The sequence below is a fragment of the Roseateles asaccharophilus genome, assembly GCF_004362405.1.
GTDB lineage: Bacteria > Pseudomonadota > Gammaproteobacteria > Burkholderiales > Burkholderiaceae_C > Kinneretia > Kinneretia asaccharophila.
Genome location: NZ_SNXE01000014.1, coordinates 1 through 16458 on the forward strand (window position 1 = coordinate 1; position 16458 = coordinate 16458).

The window sequence follows — 16458 nt, forward strand, 5'->3', positions numbered from 1 at the left end:
TGCAGCACGACGTTGAGAGCGAAACAGCCGAGCAGCGGCACTAGAAGCAGAGTGGACCAAAACTCGGCTGAATTGCACATGAGAGGCCTAACGTTTGAGTTAACCGGCAGGCGACAGAGTGACGCCGCCGGGCAAGAATGAAATGACGCCCGGCGGTGCCACGCCGGAGCATGTCCGGTTGAAAGATGGGTTAGCCATTTGATGACTCGCAGCGCTAATCCTCTGCTGCAAGCACATTTTGCTTGCCGCTAGATTCGTAGACATTGATCACAGATAGGCACTCCCGCAGCAATGACTGCCTGTATTCAGCCTCCACGGCGGCGAGAATCCGATCGCTGGAGAGCAATAGTGCTTCTTGGCAAAGGAGACGAAGCTCCCCGAGTGGAGTCGCCAGAGGAATCGCATCCAAGAAGGAATCAAAGGCCGGAAACCGCTTCGGGACATCGCTTCCAAGATGAAACAAGGCTTCTCGCACCCGCTTGGCTCCATAGACTAGGCCGAGTTCAGCGGTAAGCATTCGCTGCGCTGCCCTTACAGCCCGCTTTTTTCTCGCAACTTCTTGCTCCGGTGTCATGGGAAATGGCTAACGTTGGACGTAACGGGCGCCGGAGCGCAGCGGAGGGAACCAAAATGCGCAGCATTTTGGCGTCCCGTTGACGGACTTGTTAGAGCGCGCGGTGAAAAGGAACTGCATCAGTAAAACGCCATTTCACGTAGGCCGACGTAACGGGGAGTAACGAATCCCCGTTCTTTGTCTTGCCAGTATTCATGATGGAGCATTGGCGGGAAAACCGTTCGACCCGCCAACTCTGAACGGGAAAGCCAAGCCGCCTCAACGATGTGTTCACGAACCGCTTCGTGAGCCGAACAGTTAAGGCTGCCGCCGACCAAGCGCCCGGTAAACCAAACCTTGCACTCCCGAGTGTTTGGGTTGAAGAACTCTTCGATGTACGCAAGCTGCAACGGCTCGACGTGTAAGCCACATTCTTCAAACGCCTCGCGCTTGGCTGTGGCGAATAGGTCTTCTCCGTCCGATGCCCCACCTCCGGGGGCAACCCAAAAGTCGTACTCGCCAACCTTCTGATGGCGGACAAGCAATATGCGCCCTTCGTTTTCAACGATCACACCAGCGGCGATTCTGTGTTTCACGGGTATTGCGCTCTAACGTGATATGGGGCGACAGGCACTGCGCCCTAACGTCGGCGAGTGCTGCATAACGTCGGGCACGGGCGTGCCCCTAAGTGCTTGATGCAAAACGTTCCCCCTGGATTTGGCTGTATGTTCATACAGCACTAAATTTGCCTGCAAGTCCGGCAGCTTGTTACATCAGCCTTGGTGTTCGCCGGAGTGCAGGAGGGCCCTATGTTGCCATCAGTTCCTGGCCCTTTTCCAGCGCGCGGCACCCTGCGCCCGCCCGCGGCCGCGGGCTCCGCCCTCAAGCTGCCGCCGCTGCAGGCCGTTCGGCTGCTGGACCAGCTGCGCGAGCGCATACGCTATCTGCACTACAGCCGCCGCACCGAAGATGTCTACGTTCTCTGGTGCCGTGCCTTCATTCGCCGGCATGGCTTGCGCCACCCGGCCGAGATGGGCGGGCCGGAGGCGGAGGCCTTTCTGTCCTACCTGGCCGCCGAGCGCGGGCTGGCGCCGTCCACCCACAAGCAGGCGCTGTCGGCCCTGCGCTTTCTCTACGGCAAGGTGCTGGGCATCAACCTGCCCTGGATGCAGGAGATCGGGCGCCCGCGCCCCCTGCGGCGCTTGCCCGTCGTGCCGTCGGTCGAAGGGCTGAGCCGGCTGCTGGGGCATTCGAATATGGTCACCACCACGATCTACACCCATGTGCTCAAGCTGGGCGGCGGCGCCGTGCGCAGCCCGCTGGACATGCTGGCCCCTGTGCCGAAGGGTTTGGCTTGTTGAGTCGCTCCTATGGGCTCCTCGCCCGTCGCACTCAGGCCGACAGGCCGCGCTCCAACCACTGCGAGCTGATGAATTGCCCGTGCTTGGTTGCGTATTCGCTGAAGACGCCCACGGGCCGGAAGCCGAACTTCTCGTGCAGGCGCAGCGAGGCGGCGTTGGGCAAGGCAATGCCGACAACGGCGCGATGCAGGCCCTGCCCGGCCAGACCCTCGAACAGGGCCTGGTAGAGCGCCGATCCGACGCCGCGGCGCGCCGCCTGGGGATGGGCGTAGATGCTGGTCTCTACCGTGGTGTCAAAGGCCTGATGGGCGCGATAGCGCTGGCTGCTGCAATAGCCCAACAGCCCGCCCGCCTGTTCGGCCACTAGAAGGCGATGCGGGCCACGCCCGAACTGCGAGAACCAGGCTTGCATGGCCTCGGCCGACAGGGGCGCCACATCGAAGGTCGCATTGGAATTGGCGATGTACCAGTTGCGCAGCTCACTCAGGGCTGGCAGGTCCTCAGGGGTGGCGTGGCGGATGTCCATGTGTCGCGTTGCGGACCTCAAGACTGGGGCGCGCTGCAAGCAGTCGCGCCCGGTGCAAAGAAGAAAAAAGGAAAGCCCGCCGTGCAGGCGGGCTTGGCAGGGCGGCAGCTTCAACTCGCCGCGGCTCAGGTCTCAATGGGCCTGCACATGCCCCATGGGGTCGATCAGTTCGCCGCGCAGCAGGTGCAGGGGTGCGCGGTAGTAGAGCATGATGTCATGGAAGGGGTCGGTGAGGATCTTGCTCATCCACACCAGGCCGGTCTGCACGCCCTGCAGAAAGAACAGATGCACGGTGCGGAACAGCAGGCCGGCCACGCCCAGCCACAGCCACATCCAGCCCACCTGGCGGGCAAACTCCATCAGGTTGGCGGCCGGCGCTGCAAAGGCGCCGAACAGCGTGGGCTGGGCCAGCAGCAGCAGGGGCGAGCCGGCCCACAGGGCCATCAGCACCACCTTGCGGCGCAGGTTGTAGCCCACCTTGATCTCTTCCTTGTGCTCGTGGGTGGCCTGGTTCACATGGTCATAGCCCTTGGGCTCGAAGAAGAAGTGGCCGGCCTGGCGGCTGCTCATGGAGACCAGCCAGGCCAGCAGGGCGGCCAGGGGCGGGTCGATGAACAGCAGGCCATAAGCCACCACAAAGCTGATGGCGCTGAGCAGGTGCAGGCTCTGGTTGATGCGGCTGTGGTGGTAATAGCGGTGATCGTCCCAGCGCTGGATGGCGAGCGCTTGCAGAAAGTCCGTCTTCACATGGGCTCCTGAGAGTTGGCACAGACAAGTAGCAGGAGGCAGGCAGCGACGGTCACACCTACACACCGGCCGATGAGCCGAGCCGAAAGCCTGACCGGGCTTGCCACCCGTGACCGGATGGTGAAGCGCCAGCATGACGCAACGGTGACGCGGGGACCAGGCCCGCGCCGTCACCGTATTGCCTTATTCGCTTGCGAGCATGCAGGCATGAAGCCGCTTGCCCAGTCCCCCGAGATCGAGGTCGAGGTCGACGAGATCCCGCCGCTGCGGCGCTCCCTGCGCGTGGCCATGGTCAGCGAAACCTATCCGCCCGAGGTCAATGGCGTCGCGCGCACCGTGGCCTGCGTGGTGGAGGGCCTGCGCGAACGCAACCATGCGGTGCAGCTGCTGCGCCCGCGTCAGCGGCCCGGCGAGCAGGGCGCGCTGGAAAGCGGGGAGGCAGGCGCCGATTTCCAGGAGGTGCTGATGCGCGGCCTGCCCATCCCGCGCTATCCGCATCTGCGCATGGGCGTGGCCTCCAAGCGCAGCCTGGTACAGCTCTGGACCCTGCGCCGGCCGGACGTGGTTCACATCGCCACCGAGGGCCCGCTGGGATGGAGCGCGCTGCAGGCCGCCAGCTATCTGAAGCTGCCCATCTGCTCGGACTTCCGCACCAATTTCCACGCCTACAGCAAGCACTACGGCATAGGCTGGCTGAACAAGCCCATCCTGGTCTATCTGCGCAAGTTCCACAACAAGACCCAGTGCACCATGGTGCCCGACGCGGGCCTGCGCCAGGAACTGGAAGGCCTGGGCTTTCACGGCGTGCGCGTGCTGGCGCGGGGCGTGGACACCCAGCTCTTCAGCCCGCAGCGCCGCAACCCGGCCCTGCGCGCGGCCTGGGGCGTGGCCGATCAGGACCCGGTGGTCGTGCATGTGGGCCGGCTGGCCCCCGAGAAGAATCTGACCGCCCTCATCGAGGCCTTCGAGGCGCTGCGCCAGGTGCAGCCGCGCGCCCGTCTGGTCCTGGTGGGCGACGGCCCCTCGCGTGGCGAGCTGCAGGCCCGGGTGCCCGACGCCATCTTTGCCGGCATGCGCCATGGCGAGGACCTGGCCGCGCACTACGCCAGCGGCGATCTCTTCATCTTTCCCAGCCTCACCGAGACCTACGGCAATGTCACGGCCGAGGCCCTGGCCAGCGGCCTGACCGTGCTGGCCTACGACTATGCCGCTGCCAGCCAGCTGCTGAGCAATGGCGTGAACGGCTGGCGCGCGCCCCTGGGCAATGCCGCGGAGTTCCAGCGTCTGGCGCGCCTGATGGCGGGCGATATCGGCGGCCTGCGGGCCATGGGTGTGGCGGCCCGCCAGCGCGCCGAGCAGCTCTCCTGGTCCAGCATCGTGGCCACCCTGGAAAACATCTACACGGGGCTGGTGGACGCCCAGAGTCTGCCGGTGCGCCCCCGCACCAGCCCGCGCCTGGCCGCGTGAATCCGGGCAAGTCCTGACCCCATAAAGCCGCTGAGGTCTTTGAGACCGCAACGCTGTGGATATCGAACAACGAATCGCGTGCCGCCCCCTCCCTCCTTGGAGGGTAAGCATGAGCCCTCGCCGGCCTCAGCCTGATGAAGCCAGGCCGGTGTGGAACGCCGGAAGCCCGCTGGCACCGGCATCTCGGGCGCGCAAGCGGCGGCTCCAATCCTAGGGATTGCTCTGTAGCGTTTCCATCATCCTTGCGTAGCAGGGCTAGGCAAGGGTGATGGCATGCACTAACGTGCCCCTGTTTGATCGCGAACCTGGATGATGAAGATGCTCCGCACTCCCACCCGCCGCACGGCACTGACCCTGGCCCTGGCCGCGCTGGCGTTCAGCCAGGCCAGCCAGGCCCAGCAGACTCCGCCCGCCTGGTCCTGGCAGTCCGGCGAGAGCTCGCTGGAGGCCGGGATCGATGCCAACCTCTTCTACTACTCCATGAGCGGCACCTGGTGGAATCTGGCCGCCAGCTCCGCCCCCTCTTTTGACAAGAAGCGCGGCTTCGGCGAGTTGTGGGTGCAGCCCAAGCTCAACGGCCGCAGCAAGCTGGGCGGCGGTGCCGAGCTTTACGGCGCCCTCTCCGTGGGGGCCAGCCAGACCCTCGATGCCGATGCCTTCGACTACAAGGACCAGGGCGCGGTGCGCTTTGGCTCGGCCATGGTCGGCTTGCGCGGCCAGAGTGAGGGCCTGCGCTACGACCTCTCCATCGGTCGCCAGCCCTACACCCTGGGCACCGGCATGCTGCTCACGGCTGGCTCTGCCAACGGCTTCTCCTGGGGCGCGGGCGCCTCCACCCCCCGCAAGGTCTGGGGCCGCAGCCTGCTGGCAAAGGCCGGCTACGGCGAGTTCACCGGCACGGCCTTCTCGCTGGAGCCCGACGAGGCGCCCGAGGCCAGGACCGACACCCGTGTGCAGGGCCTGGCCCTGGAGTGGGCCCGCCCGAAGATGGGCAAGGCCGGGCTGTCCTGGTTCACCGTGCCCCGCTCCACCTCCATCTACCCGGGTGATCTGGCACCGCTGGCCTTCATCGAGAACGGCCGCAAGGATCTGGACACCTGGCATGGCTGGGCCGACATCACCGGTCTGGTGCCGGGCATCCCGACCCTGGGTCTGCGTGCCGAGTTTGCGCAGCAGCGCAACACCATCACCCGCGCCAACGGCCGCCGCGACCCCATGCGGGCCGAGGCCTGGCTGCTGGGCGCCAGCTGGTGGGGTCAGACCTTGCCCTTCGCACCCAAGTTCAGCTACCACGTGGCGCGCTTCTCGGGCGACAAGCCGGGCACCCAGACCTACGAGCGCTTCGACCCCATGTTCTGGGGCAATGGTCTGGACAACTGGTGGTTCGGTGCCAACGGCGCCTACTCCTGGCTGAACGCCAATCTGCGCGCCCAGCGCTTCATCATCGACGCCTACCTGTCCCAGCAGGACATCGTGCAGCTGCAGTACGTGCGCGCCTCGGCCGACCAGCTCAACAGCGCGGTGCAGTTCGGCCAGGGCGTTCGCTTCACCAACACCGGCCTGCTGGTGGGCGTGCCGCACAAAAAGCTCTCCAACGAGCTCTACCTGCAGTACGTCCACCTCTTCACGCCCAAGCTGGTGCTCACCGCCTTTGCCGCCCGCAATATGCCGGGCGCCGGCCTCAAGGCCATTGCCCCACAGGGCACCAGCAACTGGACCACGCTGGGCCTGGGTCTGACGGCGAGCTACTGAGGAGGCGCGCCGCGCGCCTCCCTTTACCGTCCCCAAGACAAAAGGAGCAAGCCCATGCCCCAGCGCGTGTCAGCACCCGGGGCCACCATGGGTGGCCCTACGCGTCGCCATTGCCTGCTCGGCCTGAGCGCCGGCCTGCTCCTGCCCCTGGGCGCCTGGGCCGATGACGATGACGAGGGCTTTCGCATCGGTGGCCGCCCCGGCCGCGGCTGGCGCAAGCTGGCTGAGACACAGGCGCGTCGCGCCGTCGATCGCGACGAGATCCGCGTGCGCGCCGACCGGGCCTATAGCGCCATCCGGCTGCGCGTCTTCAACGCGCCGGTGGAGATGCTCAATCTGCGCATCCGCTTCCGTAATGGCGAGACCCGCGAGATCGAGGTGCGCCAGTTCATCGAGCGCGGTGGTGCGACCCGCATCATCGATCTGCCGGGCGAGCGCCGTTTCATAGACAGCATCATTTTTTGGTACAAGACCCCCTTGGGCGCCAAGGAGCGCGCAACGGTACAGGTGTGGGCGCGTGGCTGAATCTCTTTCCATTGAAGAACAGAAGGCGGCGGGGCCGCAGTGCCAGCTACCGCCGCTACCGGCGGGCCGGCAGTACCGCTTCCACACCATGATCAAGCCGGCGGGGGCGCTGTGCAATCTGGACTGCCCCTACTGCTTCTATCTGCACAAGACCGAGCTGCTGGGCCATGAGCCCAATGCCCGCATGGCCGCGGACCTGCTGGAGCAGCACATCCGCCAGTACATCGAGGCCCAGACCGGGGACGAGGTGGTCTTCTCCTGGCAGGGCGGCGAGCCCACGGTCATGGGCCTGGGCTTCTTCGAGAAGGTCGTGGCCCTGCAGGCGCGCTTTCGCAAGCCGGGCCAGCGCATCGAGAACGATCTGCAGACCAACGGCACCCTGCTGGACGAGAGCTGGGCGCGCTTTCTCAAGCAGCATGGCTTTCATGTGGGCCTGAGCCTGGACGGGCCGCAGGCACTGCACGACAAGTACCGCCCCACCAAGGGCGGCACGCCCACCTTCGACAAGGTCATGCAGGCCGCACGCCTGCTGGCCGAGCACGAGGTGCCCTTTGCCCTGCTCTGCGTGGTCAACCGCGATGTGGCGCGCCAACCCCTGGAGGTCTGGCGTTTTCTGAGCAGCGTGCCCGGCACCTACCGCATCCAGTTCACGCCCTGCGTGGAGCCGCGCAGCTTCAAGCAGCAGGGCCCCGCGCTCAAGGACGCCGCGGCCCCGCGCCTGGGCAGCCCGCGCACCCGGCCCGACCATCCCCTGTCCATCGTCACCGAATGGTCGGTGGATGCGCGCGACTACGGCGAGTTCCTCTGCAGCATCTGGCGCGAGTGGCTGGCCCGCGACTTCGGCCGCGTGCATGTGAATGTGTTCGAGAGCGCCGTGGCCCAGTCCCTGGGCCTGCCGGCCCAGATGTGCACCAGCGCGCCCATCTGCGGCAAGGGCATGGCCCTGGAACATGACGGCAGCCTCTACAGCTGCGACCACTTCGTCTACCCCGAGTACAAGCTGGGCAATATCCGCGACACCCACGAGGGCGATCTGGCTTTCTCCAAGAAGCAGATCGCCTTTGGCCTGGCCAAGCGCGACACCCTGCCCGACTACTGCCGCGGCTGCCCCCAGCTCGCCCTGTGCTGGGGCGAGTGCCCCAAGAACCGATTGATCACCACCCCGGATGGCACAGCTGGCCTGAACTACCTCTGCGAAGGGCTCAAGCGCTTCTACGCCCAGGTCCAGAAGGACATGCCTGTCATACGTCAGCGGCTGGGCCGCTGACAGCACTACAACCCATGCATCACCACACCGATAGGAGGCCCGCATGACCCAGAACCGTCCCCAATGGCGCCGTGCCGCAATCGCGGCGGCCGTCGCCGCCAGCAGTGCGGGCATCGCCGCGCCGGCACTGGCGCAGCAGAACGCTCAGCGCCCCAACATCCTGGTCATCATGGCCGACGATGTGGGCTACTGGAACGTGGGCGCCTACAGCCACGGCATGATGGTGCCCACGCCCAATATCGACCGCATCGCGCGCGAGGGCATCCTCTTCACCGATCACTACGCCCACCCCAGCTCCACCGCGGGTCGTGCGGCCTTCATCACCGGCCAGCTGCCCATCCGCACCGGCATGACCACCGTGGGCCTGCCGGGCTCGCCCGTGGGCATAGACCAGCGCGACCCCACCCTGGGCAAGGTGCTCAAGGAGCTGGGCTACCGCACCGGCCAGTTCGGCAAGAACCATCTGGGCGACCGCAACAGCCACCTGCCCACGGTCAATGGCTTTGACGAGTTCTACGGCAACCTCTACCACCTCAACTCGGAAGAAGAGCCCGAGCTGCGCATGTGGAACAAGGACCCCGGCTTCAACCAGCGCTACCGTCCGCGCGGCGTGATCGACTCCGTGGCCACGCAGGAAGACGATGCCACGGTCGATCCGCGCTTCGGCAAGGTGGGCAAGCAGAAGGTCAAGGACACCGGCCCGCTGACCACCCAGCGCATGGAGACCGTGGACGAGGAATTCCTGGACCGCACCAAGAAGTTCATCAGCAATGCGACCCAGGCCAAGCAGCCCTTCCTGGCCTGGTTCAATCCCAGCCGCATGCACATCTACACCCATCTGAAGCCGGGCTCCAAGCACCTGGCCAGCGACATCTCCAGCGAGTTCGATGTCTATGGCAGCGGCCTGATGGAGCATGACGGCCATGTGGGTCAGCTGCTCAAGCATCTGGACGATTTGAAGATCGCCGAGAACACCATCGTGGTCTACACCACCGACAACGGCGCCATGGTCTCCTGGTGGCCGGACGCCGGCTCCACCCCCTTCCGCGGCGAAAAGGCCAGCACCTGGGAGGGCGGCGTGCGCGTGCCCATGCTGGTGCGCTGGCCGGCCAAGATTCCCAAGGGCAAGGTGTCCAACGGCATCCAGACCCATGAGGACATGTTCACCACCCTGGCCGCCGCGGCCGGCTATGGCGATGTGCGCGGCAAGCTCAAGGCCCGCGACAAGGTCTGCATCGACGGCGTGGACAACCTCGCCCACTGGACAGGCAACGTGCCCTCGGCCCGCAACTCCCTGATCTATTACGACGAGAACAATATGACCGCGGTGCGCGTGGGCCCCTGGAAGTCGCACTTCCAGACCCGCGAGGGCTTCTTCGACTATCACAAGCCCAGCTCCCTGGTCTACAACCTGCGCATGGACCCCTTCGAGCGCCATGGCGGCCAGAAGAGCAACGACCTGGCCATGAAGATGGGCGTGGCCCTGGGTGGCCTGATCCAGGACACCGTGGGCGCCCATATGGCCAGCTTCCAGGAGTGCAAGCCGCGCCAGAAGAGCGGCACCCTGCGCATGGGTGATACGCGAGGCCTGGATTGAGTCAGGACGCCAAGGCGGCGTTCGCCCAGCTGCGTGAGCGGCTGGGCGAGGCGGTGATCGGCCAGCCGGCGGTCATCGAGGCCCTGCTGATGGCCCTGCTGGCCGACGGCCATGTGCTGCTCGAAGGCCTGCCGGGCCTGGCCAAGACCCGGGCCATCAAGGCCCTGGGTCGTGAGCTGCGTGCGCCGCTGGCACGCATCCAGTTCACGCCGGACCTGCTGCCCTCCGATCTGGTGGGCGCCGAGGTCTACCACCAGGGCGGCCCCGAGGGCTCGCGCTTCGTGTTCCAGCCCGGCCCGGTCTTTGCGCCCCTGGTGCTGGCCGACGAGATCAACCGCGCCCCGGCCAAGGTGCAGTCCGCCCTGCTGGAGGCCATGGAAGAGCGCCAGGTCACGGTGGCGGGCCAGACCCACCGCCTGCCCCAGCCCTTTCTGGTCATGGCCACGCAGAACCCCATCGAGCAGGAGGGCACCTACCCCCTGCCCGAGGCGCAGACAGACCGCTTCCTGATGAAGGTGGTGATCGGCTACGCCGGCCGCGAGGCCGAGGGCGACATCATGCGCCTGGTGCGCGCCGAGGAGGGGGCCAAGCTGGCGGCCGCACCCGCCGGCCCTACCGGCCCGACTTCCAGCCCCGCGCCCGCGCCGCAGGCCCAGGGTTCGGCCCTGGATCATCTGGCCCAGGCCCGCCGCGGCGTGCATGCCATGCATGTGGCCGAGGCCATCGAGCGCTATATCGTGGACCTGGTCCAGGCCACGCGCGAACCCGCCAGCGTGGGCGAGGATGTGGGGCGCTGGATCGAGGTGGGCGCCAGCCCGCGCGGCACCATCGCCCTGGACCGCTGTGCCCGCGCCCATGCCTGGCTGCAGGGTCGCGACTTCGTCGGCCCGGACAATGTGCGCGCCGTGGCCCACGCCTGTCTGCGCCACCGCCTGCTGCTCAGCCACGAGGCCCTGGCGGCCGGCGTGCAGGCCGATCAGGTGGTGGACCGCCTGCTGGCCGCCGTCGCCGCACCATGAGCGAGGGCGCCATGGCCGGCCCGCGCAGCTTCTGGCCCTGGCGCCGCACCAGCGCGGCCGAACCCGCTCCCGCAGCCGCGGGCGTCTATCTGGACTGGCAGCAGCTGCTGGGTCTGGAGTTCGCGGCGCGCCGGGTGCGCTGGCCGCCGCAGCAGGCCTCGGCCCGTAGCCTCCTGGCCGGCCGGCACCGCTCGCGTGTGCGCGGCCGCGGCCTGGACTTCATCGAGCTGCGCCAGTACCAGCCCGGCGACGACACCCGCACCATAGACTGGCGCGCCAGCGCCCGCACCGGCCGCACCCATGTGCGGGTCTATGCCGAGGAGCGTGACCGCCCCACCTGGCTGGTGGCGGATCAGCGCATCTCCATGTTCTTCGCCCGCCGCGGCTCGCTGCGCTCCGTGGTGGCGGCCGAGGCCGCCGCCGTCTGGGGCTGGCGCGCCCTGGCCGGCGGCGATCGCGTGGGCGGACTGGTGATCGCCGACGACGGCCTGGACGAGGTCATGCCCGGCCGCGGGCGGCGCTCCCTGCTGCAGTTTCTGGAACGCCTGCGCAGCCGCAACCATGCCCTGCGGGCCGACAGCCCGGTGCCGCCCGCCCCCGCCCAGCTGGATGCCGCCCTGCAGCGCCTGGTGCAGCAGGCGCCGCGCGACGCGGTGATCGCGATCTTTTCCGACTTTGACGGCCTGGGCGAGCGCAGCCGCTCCCTGCTGCTGGAACTGGCCCGTCACAACGATCTGGTGCTGCTGCCCATCTGGGAAGACGCCAGCACCACCACGCAAGGCGTGCGCCTGGTGGTCAGCGACGGCCAGGCCCAGCTGCCCATAGACCATGGCGACCGCCGCGTCATCGAGGGCCTGGCCACCCTGGCCCGGGAGCGCAGCGAACGCCTGCGCGGCCTGCGCGCCGAGCTGGGCTGCGCCGTTCTGCCCCTGCTCAATACCGAGCCCGCCCTGCTGCAGCTGGCGCGCGGCCTGGACAAGACCCCGCCCTCGGCGGCGCGGCTCTGAGGAATGCCCGCCTGCCCATGACGTCCGCGCGTGCCCCCCTGCCCGCCCCCGCCGAAGCCGCCGCCTCCGCGGCCCTGGAGAAGCTGCACCCCCTGCTGGAGCCCGCACCCCCGAGCTGGATGCCCCAGACCGTGGGCTGGGCCGTGCTGGCCGCGGCCCTGCTCCTGCTGGGCGCCTGGCTGGGCTGGCGGGCCTGGCAGCGCTGGCAGGCGCGCCGTTACCGCCGTCTCGCGGCAAGACGCCTGCAGCAGCTGCGCGTGCTGCTGAAGTCCGGCCAGACCGCGCCCGCGCAGCGCCTGGCTGCCGCCCGCGAACTGCCCGCCCTGGTGCGGCGCCTGGCCCTGGCCCACGCGCCGCGCGAGCAGATCGCGCCGCTGCAAGGGCCGGACTGGGCGCGCTGGCTGGACCGCAGCCTGCCCGGCGCCGACGCGGCCTTCGAGCGCGGCGCCGGCCGCCGTCTGGGTGACTGGGCCTATCTGCCCGAGAGCGCCCTGCCCTGGCCGGAGCTGGACGGGCTGCTGGCCCTGATCGAGCGCTGGATCCACGAGCACCGGCCGCCGGAGCCCGCCGCATGAGCCTGCCCACCAGCTTCAGCCCGGCCGAGCTGCTGGGCCTGCTGAGCCAGCTGGAGTGGGCCCTGCCCTGGGCCGCCCTGCTCTGGCCCCTGGGCCTGCTGATGCCCTTGCTGCCGCCGCATCGCAGCCGCCGCACGGCCCTGCGCGTGCCCTTCTTCGAACTGGCGGTGCAGGGCAGCGGCCAGAAGCCGCGCAGCGGCGCCGTGGTGCTGCCCCATGGCCTCGCGGCCTGGCTGCTGCTGGGCCTGGCCTGGACGGCCGCGGTGCTGGCCGCCATGCAGCCGCAGTGGGTGGAGCCGCCCATCACCCGCACCAAGCCCACCCGCGACTGGCTGCTGGCCGTGGACCTCTCGCCCTCCATGCGAACCACCGACTTCCGCGATGCCCAGGGCCGCCCCCAGGACCGGCTGAGCGTGCTGCGGGAGGTGAGCGAGGAGTTTCTGCAGCGTCGCAGCGCCGATCGCATCGGCCTGCTGGTCTTCGGGCAGCAGGCCTATGTGCAGGTTCCCTTCACCCTGGACCACGACACGGTGCGGGCCCTGCTGGCCGAATCGCGCATCGGCATGGCCGGCTCGCGCACCATGATTGGCGACGCCATCGGCCTCGCCCTGCGGGTGTTCGAGGAATCGCAGGCCCGGCAGCGCACCCTGGTGCTGCTGACCGATGGGCGCGATACCGGCAGCCGCGTGCCCCCGGCCAAGGCCGCCGAGATCGCGGCCCAGCGCGGCGTGCGCCTCTACACCGTGGCCATAGGCAGCGCCGCGGCCAAGGCCGGCGAAGAGGCCGATCTGGCCGGCCTGCGCGCCTGGGCCGAGGCCACCGGCGGCAAGGCCTACCAGGCCAGCGACCGCGAGGGCCTGCGCGCCATCTATGCCGAGCTGGATGCGCTGGAACCGCGCGATCACGAGACTCTGTCGGCCCGGCCACGCCGCCCCCTGTTCCACTGGCCCCTGGGCGCCGCGCTGCTGCTGCTGGGCGCCCATGTGCTGCAGAGCCTGATTGCCAGCGCCTGGGCGGCGCGCCGCGAGCGCCGGGAGCTGGCCCATGGCTGAGATGTTCGGAGCCCTGCTGCCCCTGCACTGGCTGCGTCCCGAGGCCTTGTGGGCCCTGCTGCCCATCCTGCTGCTGCCCCTATGGGGCCGGCGCGAATCCGCCAGCGCCGTGCCGCGCGGCGTGATTGCCGAGCATCTGCTGCCGCATCTGCTGCTGCGCGGCGGGCGCCGCGCCTGGCTGCGCCCGGCCGACACCCTGGCCCTGGCCCTGGCCTGTTTCTGCATCGCCTGGGCCGGGCCGGCCTGGGAGCGCGAGCCCGCGCCCTTTGCCCAGGAGGCGGCCCCGCTGATGATCGCGCTGGACCTGTCCGAGGCCATGGACGCGGTGGACCTGCCGCCGCGGCGCCTGGACCGGGCGCGCGACAAGCTGCGCCAGCTGCTGGCCCAGCGCGGCGATGCACCCACCGGCCTGCTGGTCTATGCCGGCAGCGCCCATCTGGTGCTGCCGCCCACCAAGGACCGGCAGGTGCTGCTGGACTATCTGGACGCCCTGTCCACGCCCCTGATGCCCACGCCGGGCCAGGCCCCGGCACGGGCCCTGGCCCTGGCCCTGCAGTGGCTGGAGCGCAGCCCGGTGCCGGGCAGCGTGCTCTTTCTGACCGCCGACTGGCCGGCCAGCGATCTGGCCCCCGCGGCCCAGCTGATCCAGGGCTCGCGCCAGCGCCTGCTGGTCTGGGCCCTGGGCACAGCCGAGGGCGGACCGCTGCGCGACGAGGAGGGGCGGCTCATCACCGATGCCCAGGGCCGCTCGCGCAGCGCGCGGCTGGATGTGGCGGGGCTCAAGGCCCTGCGCGAGCGCAGCGGCGCCGCCCTGATCAGCCTCAGCCAGGACGATACCGATCTGCAGCGCATCCAGGCCCTGATCGCCAGCCACCGCGCCCAGGCCCAGGAGGAGGACAGCTCGCGGCGCTGGCTGGACCGCGGGCCCTGGTTCATCTGGCCGGGACTGCTTGCCCTGCTGTTCTCGCTGCGCCGCGGCTGGGTGCTGCAGGCGCAGGCCGCCTGGCTGCTAGCCCTGCTGCTGGTGCTGGGTGGCCAGCCCTCGCCGGCCTGGGCCCAGGCCCCGAACACATCGAGCTGGAGCCAGCGCTTCATGAGCTGGTGGCTCACGCCCGACCAGCAGGGCCGCTGGTGGCTGGAGCGCGGAGACCCGGCGCGGGCGGCCCGGCATTTCACCGATCCCTTCTGGCGCGGTCTGGCCCACGCGCGCGCCGGCCAGTGGGCCCAGGCCGCGCAAGACTTCGCCCGCGTGGACTCGGCCGCTGCCTGGTTCAACCAGGCCCAGGCCCTGGCCCGCCAGGGCCTGTATGAAGAGGCCGTGGCCGCCTACGACCAGGCCTTGCTGCGCCTGCCCGGCTGGGCCGAGGCCCTGCAGGACCGGGAACGGGTGCGCGGACTGATCCCGCCCGAGCCCAAGCTTCCGCCCGATGGCGACGCCCAGGCCGGCGAGGGCGAACGCGAGGGCAAGGAGCCGGGCCAGCGCAGCGCCCGCAAGCCCGGGCCGCCGCGCCGGCTCACCGAGGCCGAGATCAACAGCCTCTGGCTGCAGCGCCTGGACACCAGCCCGGCGGGCTTTCTGCGGCGCAAGTTCGAGATCCAGGCCCGCGAGACCGCGCCACCACGCCAGGAGGTCAGCCCATGAGCCGTGGCCGCACAAGCACGCCCCTGCGGCTGCAACGCCGCCGCCTGCTGACCCTGCTGGCTGCCGGCCTGAGCCCCTTGGCACTGCCAGCCCTGCCCGCCCGCGCCCAGGCCGCCCCCGCCGCGCGCCTGCGCTGGCGCCTGGAGGGGCGCAGCCAGGGACTGGAGGTGGGTGAGGTGCTGATGCTGAGCCTGGAGGTCTGGGTCAGCAGCTGGTTCCAGGCCCCGGTGGAGTTTCCCACCACGCTGGCGGCCGAGGGCGCCCTGGTTGAGCTGGTGGGCGGCTCGCCCGACTCCCGCTTCGAAGAGCTGGGCGGCCGGCGCTGGACCGGCCTGATACGCCGCTACCGACTCTTGCCGGTGCAGCCGGGCGAGATCCGCGTGAGCCTGGGGGAGCCCCTCTTGGTGCATCCCGGCGGCGGCCAGCCGCAGCGCCTGCCCCCGCCCGCGCCCTTGACTCTGCAGGTGCGGGTGCCGGCCGGGGCCGAGGACATCCAGCCCTTTGTCGCGGCACGGCGGCTGGAGCTGCGCCAGCGCTGGTGGCCCGAGGACACACCCGCCCAGGACCTGCAGGTAGGCGATCTGCTGCGCCGCGAGATCGTGCTGCTGACCGACAGCAGCTCCCCCCTGTTGCCGACGCCGGACTTCGGCCCCGCCACCGGCACCCGCCTGCATGTGCAGGCCGCCAGCGTGCAGGAGCAGCGCGCCCATGCGGCCGCCAATGCCCTGCTGACGCTGCGCCACGAGGGCGTCTACACCCTGGAGCAGGCCGGGCGCATCGAGCTGCCGGCGGTGGAGCTGGTGTGGTGGGATCTGCAGGCGCGGCGGCGCCGCGTCAGCCGGCTGGAGGGGCGCGTGCTGGCGGTGCGCGCCGCCCAGGAGCGCGCCGATCCCTTTGCCCTGCCCAGTGCCGAGCCAGCCTCCGAGCCCGAATCCGGCGCCGTGGCGAACGCCCTGATGCCGGCCCTGGGCCTGGCCGCCCTGCTGGCAGCCGCCACCGCGGCGGCGCTGGCCCGGCGGCGCCACCGGCATGGGCAAGACCCGGCCCCCATCCAGGGCGTCCCGGAGCCGTCCCGGCTGTGGCGACGCCTGCGCCGGGCCTGCCGGCGGGGCCTGGCCGATGAGGCGGAAACCAGCCTGGCGGCCTGGCTGCAAGGCCTGCCACCGGCGGAAGCGTCTCTCTGGCGCCAGGACGCCGCCCTGGCCCAGGCCCTGGAGCAGTTGGAGCGACTGCGCTTCGCCGCCCGGCCCGCCGAGGCCGGCCCCTGGCGGGGCCAGGCCCTGTGGCAAGCCCTCAGCGCCCTGCGCCATGACGCCGAGCGGCGCGCCCGTGCGGCCCAGGCCGCCCTGCCCACTTTGCACCCCTGAG

At 69.5% G+C, this 16458-nt stretch carries 16 protein-coding genes; 12 read left to right on the forward strand and 4 right to left on the reverse strand.

Annotated elements, in window-relative coordinates; translation table 11 throughout:
• Positions 1 to 214 precede the first annotated feature (214 nt).
• Entirely contained in the window at positions 215 to 574 is a 360-nt protein-coding gene (locus DFR39_RS19270) for a hypothetical protein (RefSeq protein ID WP_133605475.1), read from the reverse strand.
• Positions 575 to 693: 119 nt separating this feature from the next.
• Positions 694 to 1149 carry an NUDIX domain-containing protein gene (locus tag DFR39_RS19275; RefSeq protein ID WP_162849593.1) on the reverse strand — a complete coding sequence of 152 codons (456 nt, stop codon included), beginning with the start codon at positions 1147 to 1149 and terminating at the stop codon, positions 694 to 696.
• 213 nt (positions 1150 to 1362) lie between these two features.
• On the opposite strand from DFR39_RS19275, the gene DFR39_RS20475 reads away from it, so the two are divergent.
• Entirely contained in the window at positions 1363 to 1914 is a 552-nt protein-coding gene (locus tag DFR39_RS20475; protein ID WP_133605477.1) for a phage integrase N-terminal SAM-like domain-containing protein, read from the forward strand.
• Positions 1915 to 1945: 31 nt separating this feature from the next.
• Here the strand turns inward: DFR39_RS20475 and DFR39_RS19285 are convergent, their stop codons facing one another.
• Positions 1946 to 2440 carry a GNAT family N-acetyltransferase gene (locus DFR39_RS19285; RefSeq protein WP_133605478.1) on the reverse strand — a complete coding sequence of 165 codons (495 nt, stop codon included), beginning with the start codon at positions 2438 to 2440 and terminating at the stop codon, positions 1946 to 1948.
• 132 nt (positions 2441 to 2572) lie between these two features.
• Positions 2573 to 3187, reverse strand: a complete 615-nt coding sequence (locus DFR39_RS19290; RefSeq protein WP_133605479.1) for a hypothetical protein — start codon at positions 3185 to 3187, stop codon at positions 2573 to 2575.
• Positions 3188 to 3394: 207 nt separating this feature from the next.
• Between DFR39_RS19290 and DFR39_RS19295 the strand changes: the two genes are divergently transcribed.
• The 11 genes from DFR39_RS19295 to DFR39_RS19345 all read left to right on the forward strand — a co-directional run bounded on the left by DFR39_RS19295 (position 3395) and on the right by DFR39_RS19345 (position 16457).
• Positions 3395 to 4654, forward strand: coding sequence for a glycosyltransferase family 4 protein (locus DFR39_RS19295; RefSeq protein ID WP_133605480.1), 1260 nt, complete (start codon positions 3395 to 3397; stop codon positions 4652 to 4654).
• 318 nt (positions 4655 to 4972) lie between these two features.
• Positions 4973 to 6406 carry a hypothetical protein gene (locus DFR39_RS19300; RefSeq protein ID WP_133605481.1) on the forward strand — a complete coding sequence of 478 codons (1434 nt, stop codon included), beginning with the start codon at positions 4973 to 4975 and terminating at the stop codon, positions 6404 to 6406.
• Between the two features lie 54 nt (positions 6407 to 6460).
• Entirely contained in the window at positions 6461 to 6931 is a 471-nt protein-coding gene (locus DFR39_RS19305; protein WP_133605482.1) for a DUF2541 family protein, read from the forward strand.
• Positions 6924 to 8198 (forward strand): anaerobic sulfatase maturase, encoded by a 1275-nt coding sequence (locus DFR39_RS19310; protein ID WP_246030905.1) that lies wholly within the window; start codon positions 6924 to 6926, stop codon positions 8196 to 8198. The genes DFR39_RS19305 and DFR39_RS19310 overlap by 8 nt, the downstream gene beginning before the upstream one ends.
• 43 nt (positions 8199 to 8241) lie before the next feature.
• Complete coding sequence (locus DFR39_RS19315) at positions 8242 to 9795, forward strand: arylsulfatase (protein WP_133605483.1); 1554 nt, start codon at positions 8242 to 8244, stop codon at positions 9793 to 9795.
• Entirely contained in the window at positions 9792 to 10814 is a 1023-nt protein-coding gene (locus DFR39_RS19320; protein WP_246030906.1) for an AAA family ATPase, read from the forward strand. Before DFR39_RS19315 ends, DFR39_RS19320 begins: the two co-directional genes overlap by 4 nt.
• Positions 10811 to 11821 carry a DUF58 domain-containing protein gene (locus DFR39_RS19325; RefSeq protein ID WP_133605484.1) on the forward strand — a complete coding sequence of 337 codons (1011 nt, stop codon included), beginning with the start codon at positions 10811 to 10813 and terminating at the stop codon, positions 11819 to 11821. Before DFR39_RS19320 ends, DFR39_RS19325 begins: the two co-directional genes overlap by 4 nt.
• 17 nt (positions 11822 to 11838) lie before the next feature.
• Positions 11839 to 12396, forward strand: a complete 558-nt coding sequence (locus DFR39_RS19330; RefSeq protein WP_133605485.1) for a DUF4381 domain-containing protein — start codon at positions 11839 to 11841, stop codon at positions 12394 to 12396.
• Positions 12393 to 13448 carry a VWA domain-containing protein gene (locus DFR39_RS19335; RefSeq protein ID WP_133605486.1) on the forward strand — a complete coding sequence of 352 codons (1056 nt, stop codon included), beginning with the start codon at positions 12393 to 12395 and terminating at the stop codon, positions 13446 to 13448. The genes DFR39_RS19330 and DFR39_RS19335 overlap by 4 nt, the downstream gene beginning before the upstream one ends.
• Positions 13441 to 15090 (forward strand): VWA domain-containing protein, encoded by a 1650-nt coding sequence (locus DFR39_RS20440; protein WP_133605487.1) that lies wholly within the window; start codon positions 13441 to 13443, stop codon positions 15088 to 15090. The genes DFR39_RS19335 and DFR39_RS20440 overlap by 8 nt, the downstream gene beginning before the upstream one ends.
• On the forward strand, positions 15087 to 16457 hold the full coding sequence (locus DFR39_RS19345; protein ID WP_133605488.1) for a BatD family protein: 1371 nt from the start codon (positions 15087 to 15089) through the stop codon (positions 16455 to 16457). The genes DFR39_RS20440 and DFR39_RS19345 overlap by 4 nt, the downstream gene beginning before the upstream one ends.
• Position 16458 lies beyond the last annotated feature (1 nt).

Excerpts from the sequence above, each read along its gene's own strand:
- DFR39_RS19270 (WP_133605475.1), bottom strand. The coding sequence starts at position 574 with ATGACACCGGAGCAAGAAGTTGCGAGAAAAAAGCGGGCTGTAAGGGCA.
- DFR39_RS20475 (WP_133605477.1), top strand. The coding sequence starts at position 1,363 with ATGTTGCCATCAGTTCCTGGCCCTTTTCCAGCGCGCGGCACCCTGCGC.
- DFR39_RS19285 (WP_133605478.1), bottom strand. The coding sequence starts at position 2,440 with ATGGACATCCGCCACGCCACCCCTGAGGACCTGCCAGCCCTGAGTGAG.
- DFR39_RS19295 (WP_133605480.1), top strand. The coding sequence starts at position 3,395 with ATGAAGCCGCTTGCCCAGTCCCCCGAGATCGAGGTCGAGGTCGACGAG.
- DFR39_RS19300 (WP_133605481.1), top strand. The coding sequence starts at position 4,973 with ATGCTCCGCACTCCCACCCGCCGCACGGCACTGACCCTGGCCCTGGCC.
- DFR39_RS19305 (WP_133605482.1), top strand. The coding sequence starts at position 6,461 with ATGCCCCAGCGCGTGTCAGCACCCGGGGCCACCATGGGTGGCCCTACG.
- DFR39_RS19315 (WP_133605483.1), top strand. The coding sequence starts at position 8,242 with ATGACCCAGAACCGTCCCCAATGGCGCCGTGCCGCAATCGCGGCGGCC.
- DFR39_RS19325 (WP_133605484.1), top strand. The coding sequence starts at position 10,811 with ATGAGCGAGGGCGCCATGGCCGGCCCGCGCAGCTTCTGGCCCTGGCGC.
- DFR39_RS19330 (WP_133605485.1), top strand. The coding sequence starts at position 11,839 with ATGACGTCCGCGCGTGCCCCCCTGCCCGCCCCCGCCGAAGCCGCCGCC.
- DFR39_RS19335 (WP_133605486.1), top strand. The coding sequence starts at position 12,393 with ATGAGCCTGCCCACCAGCTTCAGCCCGGCCGAGCTGCTGGGCCTGCTG.
- DFR39_RS20440 (WP_133605487.1), top strand. The coding sequence starts at position 13,441 with ATGGCTGAGATGTTCGGAGCCCTGCTGCCCCTGCACTGGCTGCGTCCC.
- DFR39_RS19345 (WP_133605488.1), top strand. The coding sequence starts at position 15,087 with ATGAGCCGTGGCCGCACAAGCACGCCCCTGCGGCTGCAACGCCGCCGC.